This is a genomic window from Ruminococcus sp. CAG:379, assembly GCF_000434255.1.
Taxonomy (GTDB): Bacteria; Bacillota; Clostridia; order Oscillospirales; family Ruminococcaceae; genus Ruminococcus_F; species Ruminococcus_F champanellensis.
On the sequence record NZ_FR894926.1, the window covers coordinates 5857 to 10078 of the forward strand.

Annotated in this window: 7 protein-coding genes (1 of these 7 cut by a window edge); 6 read left to right on the top strand and 1 reads right to left on the bottom strand. The window is 58.0% G+C overall.

Features of this window, described 5'->3' with window-relative positions; genetic code table 11:
• From QVO51_RS10265 to QVO51_RS10290, 6 genes are all read left to right on the top strand, one after another.
• The coding region (locus QVO51_RS10265) for a glycosyltransferase (protein ID WP_288168179.1) at positions 1-440 on the top strand (440 nt) is incomplete at its 5' end.
• Entirely contained in the window at positions 437-1369 is a 933-nt protein-coding gene (locus QVO51_RS10270) for a GDP-mannose 4,6-dehydratase (RefSeq protein ID WP_022358315.1), read from the top strand. The genes QVO51_RS10265 and QVO51_RS10270, both read left to right, overlap by 4 nt.
• A 99-nt stretch (positions 1370-1468) precedes the next feature.
• Positions 1469-2128: a hypothetical protein gene (locus QVO51_RS10275; RefSeq protein WP_022358316.1), complete on the top strand. Its 660-nt coding sequence runs from the start codon at positions 1469-1471 to the stop codon at positions 2126-2128.
• A gap of 10 nt (positions 2129-2138) precedes the next feature.
• A complete protein-coding gene (locus QVO51_RS10280; RefSeq protein ID WP_015557457.1) occupies positions 2139-2720 on the top strand; it encodes a hypothetical protein in 582 nt (193 codons plus the stop codon).
• Positions 2721-2732: 12 nt separating this feature from the next.
• Positions 2733-3317 (top strand): hypothetical protein, encoded by a 585-nt coding sequence (locus tag QVO51_RS10285; RefSeq protein WP_022358317.1) that lies wholly within the window; start codon positions 2733-2735, stop codon positions 3315-3317.
• 52 nt (positions 3318-3369) lie between these two features.
• Positions 3370-4017: a potassium channel family protein gene (locus QVO51_RS10290; RefSeq protein ID WP_022358318.1), complete on the top strand. Its 648-nt coding sequence runs from the start codon at positions 3370-3372 to the stop codon at positions 4015-4017.
• Between the two features lie 54 nt (positions 4018-4071).
• Here QVO51_RS10290 and typA read toward each other — a convergent pair whose 3' ends face one another.
• Positions 4072-4222, bottom strand: the final stretch of a protein-coding gene (gene typA / locus QVO51_RS10295) for a translational GTPase TypA (protein WP_022358319.1). Its footprint extends 1688 nt past the window's final position; the window shows 151 of its 1839 coding nt (coding positions 1689-1839); its start codon lies beyond the right edge, outside the window; the stop codon is at positions 4072-4074.

A 4222-nucleotide genomic window follows, 5' to 3' on the forward strand; every position in this document is an offset into this window, starting at 1 on the left:
AGCTGCGGCAGGAGGCACAGGAGCTGGGAGTGGCTGACCGGGTCTTTTTCCTGGGCAGGCTGTCGGACTCGGATCTCCGTGCCGCCTTCCGGGACTGCGATCTGTTCGTGCTGCCCTCGGTGGCAAACAGCGAGGCCTTCGGCATTGTGCAGCTGGAGGCCATGGTATACGGCAAGCCGGTCATCAACACCGCCCTGCCTACGGGAGTGCCCCTGGTGAGCCTGGACGGGGAAACCGGGCTGACGGTGCCCCCGGGGGATGAAAACGCCCTGGCGGATGCCATCCGCACCTTAGCGGAGGATGATGACCGCCGGGAAGCATACGGGGCGGCGGCACAGCGCCGGGTGCTGGAGGAGTTTGAGCTGCACAGCATGATCGACAGGGTGTACCGGGTTTTGGCGGATCACACCGAAACAGAAGAAAGGGGCATGGACAAATGAACACGCTGGTCATCGGCGGCGGCGGCTTTGTGGGAGCCTATCTCATTGCGGAGCTGAACGCCGGAGGGCATCGGGTACATGCCACAAAGCTGCCCGGAGAGGAGATCCGGGGCACCTGTACCATACATGATCTGGATATTTTACAGCCGGAGGCGGTCAGCGCCCTGCTGGAGCAGCTGAAGCCGGACTGGATCTTTCATCTGGCGGCGCAAAGCTCCGTGGCGCTTTCCTGGAAGCGGCCCCAGCTGACGGTGGACGTGAACATTAAGGGCACGCTGAACCTGCTGGAGGCGGTACGGCAGCTGGCGCATCAGCCCAGAGTGCTGCTGATCGGCTCCGGAGAGGAATACGGACCGGTGCACTGCTGCCCGGTGGGGGAGGATACCCCCCTGCATCCGGGAAATGTATACGCCGCCACCAAGGCGTGTCAGGGGATGCTGGGGGAGATCTACGCCAAGGCATACGGTATGGATCTGCTCTGCGTCCGGGCGTTCAACCACGTTGGCCCGGGGCAGGCACCCATGTTCGTGGTGTCGGATTTCTGCCGGCAGACCGCAGCCATTGAGCTGGGGCAGCAGGAACCGGTGATCCGGATCGGGAATCTGTCTGCGAAGCGGGATTTCACCGATGTGCGGGACGTGGTGCGTGCCTATGTGCTGCTGGCGGAAAAGGGCATCGCCGGCAGGGTCTATAACGTGGGCAGCGGCAAGGCGGTGGAGATCCGGGGGATCCTGGATCTGATCCTTGCCCAGTCCGGTGCGAAGATCCAGGCGGAAACTGACCCGGCAAAGCTGCGGCCGGTGGATGTACCGGTGGTGGAGGCGGATATCCGCCGGTTGCAGGAGGATACGGGCTGGCAGCGGCAAATCCCTCTGGAGCAGACCATCCGGGACACCCTTGCCTATTGGAGAACAGAATTGGCGAAGTAAGAAACAGCCGGGGAGCAGACGCTTTCCGGCTGTCTTGACAACGGCAAGGTTTTATGCTACTGTTAGATGGGGAAAACACGTTGAAAGGATACGGAAACCATGAGAAATATGAAACGGGCGGCAGCTCTGGGCGCAGCACTGGTACTGTGCGTGAGCTGCTTTGCAGGCTGCGGCAGTAAGGACAGCAGCGGCAATACAAGCAATCCCACCTCCAGGACAGCCATGGAGGATCTGGACTACGGGGCGACCCTGCGGATCGACAAAAAGGCATACGGGGTGCCCATGCAGTACGACAAGCGGTTTTTTGAGGATGAGGCATCCTTGCAGGTGATCGGGAACTACTACCGTTCCATTGCGGAAAATGATTCCGCCCTGTTTGAACAGGTGCAGCTGCCGGCGTACCTGGATTACACCATCAAGACCGTGCACAAGTCGGAATTTACCACGGCGGAGCTGGTGCAAGCCACCCACGATAGCTGGAAGGAGCATATGGACGGGGACTTTGCCATTTCCCTGGTGGATATTGTAGGCTGTGAGGTATCCAGAACCTATACGGGGATCACCACCATTCTGGATATGCTGGACAGCATCCAGGAGGGCATCTCCGGGAAGATCGACGTGATCTATGAGCTGACGGTGGACGTATATCTGACCCCGGCGGACAGCGGCATTGTGGGAGTAGAAACCCAGACCAAGAAGGAGGGACAGGTGCTGTTCCTGTTCCATGTGGACGATCAGTGGTACCTGATCTACAACTAAGGGGAGAAGCATGAAGGGGAAATTCGTCAGAGCCATGGCGGTGGCGCTGTGCTGTGCCATGCTTGCCGGATGCGGCAAAAAAGAGGAGGGCGGCAGCCTGGAGTACCAGGGCATTGCCGTGACCTTTGACCAGAGCAAGATCGTGCCGGAGGCTGCAAAGCAGGTTGCCGGAGTGTATTACGCAGTGGAGAAAAAGGATGCGGCGCTGTACAAGAGCCTGCTGTGCAACGAATACCTGGCGTATACGGAGCAGTACTGGCAGCAGACCGGATATACCTATGACATGCTGTTGAGCGCCCTGTACAGCCAGACGGCGGATCTGGTGGGGGGCGACTACAAGGTCACAAAGGTGGACATCACCCAGGTGGCATGCGACGAGGCTGCCAAGGCGGTGGCGGAGAAGCTGGATCAGGTGTCCAACCAGTTGTGGAACAAGCGGGCAAGCGCCTACTGGGTCAGCTATGCCACCGTGTACAGCAATGTGACCATCGAAGCCCTGGAGGGCGGCAGAAGCTATACTATGAAAAACAACGCAGTGTATGTGATCCAGAACGGAGACAGCTATCTGCTGGCTCTGGAGTGGGGATCCTAAGGAGGAAGAAGCATGAAACGAGGCATGCTTGCGGCGGTGCTGGCAGCAGCCCTGCTGCTGGGAGGATGCGGCGGCGGCAGCAGCGACAGTACCCCTGCCACCACAGAGGCGGCAGAACAGATGCAGGTGCTGTACGACAAGGAGGCACTGGATCCGGACTGTGCAGCAGTCACGGAGCGATACTTCCAAGCCATTCAGGAGCAGGATTTTGACGCCTACAAGGCATGCATCTTCCCGGTGTATTACGAACACATGGAGCAGATGCTGCAAACCAATTACCAGTACGGCATGGAGCAGTCCTTCCGGAAGCGCTGTGCCGGATTCCTGGGGAAGGGGCATGCCAGCTATCAGATCACCAGTCTGCAAATGGAGTATGCGGCGGAGGAATCCCTGGACAGCTATTTTTCCTCCATGGAAGGCATATTCGGGGCGGAATTTCAGAAGGATATCCAGGATGCCATGGAGGAGAACCATGTGATCCTGTTCACGCTGAAGGTGAGATTCGACAACGCCGGTGAGGAGCAGACCCTGGTGCAGGACAATGAACTGATCCTGGCAAAGGCAAAAGCGGACGGAACGTATTATGTATTCGGGTGATTCCACTTTTCCACATGTGGAATGTTGAAAACAAGCAGGAGGATGCAAACAGGTGAAAAATATTCTATTGGTGGGACTGGGTCGGTTTGGCAGGCACATTGCCCAGGAGCTGCACGCACTGGGGCATATGGTACTGGCGGTGGATCGGAACGAGGAACGGGTGAACCGGGCGCTGCCCTTTCTGACCAATGCCCAAATCGGGGACAGCACCAGTGAAGCCTTTCTGTCCAGTCTTGGCGTGGGGGATTTTGACGTGTGCATCGTCACCATCAGCCACGATTTTCAGAATTCTCTGGAGACCACCTCCCTGTTAAAGGAGCTTGGGGCAAAGCTGGTGGTATCCCGGGCGGAACGGGACGTACAGGCAAAGTTCCTGCTGCGGAACGGGGCGGATCAGGTGGTGTATCCGGAGGAGCAGATGGCAAAGTGGACTGCCATTCGCTATACGGCGGATCACATTCTGGATTACATTGAGGTGGACGATTCACACGCCATTTTCGAGGTGGAGGTGCCGGAGGGCTGGCGTGGAAAATCCGTGGGACAGCTGGATATCCGGAAAAAGTACAACATCAACATTGCCGCCATCAAGCAGAACGGGCACATCAACGTGAACATCAATCCGGACACGGTACTGACCGGGGAGATGACCATGCTGGTGCTGGGAGAATACAAGGCGCTGCAAAAATACTTTCACTTATAAGCGCAAAAAGCCGCATCACAGGCTCTGTGATGCGGCTTCATTTATGCCGGAAGATCAGATGACCTTTGCCCGGTTCTTGGCACGCTGGGTATTGCTGAGGATCCGCTTACGGATCCGGAGATTCTTGGGGGTGACCTCCAGCAGCTCGTCATCCGCCAGGAATTCCAGGCAATCCTCCAGACTCAGATTAACGGGGGGTACCAGC

Coding starts and splice junctions, on each gene's coding strand:
- QVO51_RS10270 (WP_022358315.1), top strand. CDS start 437: ATGAACACGCTGGTCATCGGCGGCGGCGGCTTTGTGGGAGCCTATCTC.
- QVO51_RS10280 (WP_015557457.1), top strand. CDS start 2,139: ATGAAGGGGAAATTCGTCAGAGCCATGGCGGTGGCGCTGTGCTGTGCC.
- QVO51_RS10285 (WP_022358317.1), top strand. CDS start 2,733: ATGAAACGAGGCATGCTTGCGGCGGTGCTGGCAGCAGCCCTGCTGCTG.
- QVO51_RS10275 (WP_022358316.1), top strand. CDS start 1,469: ATGAGAAATATGAAACGGGCGGCAGCTCTGGGCGCAGCACTGGTACTG.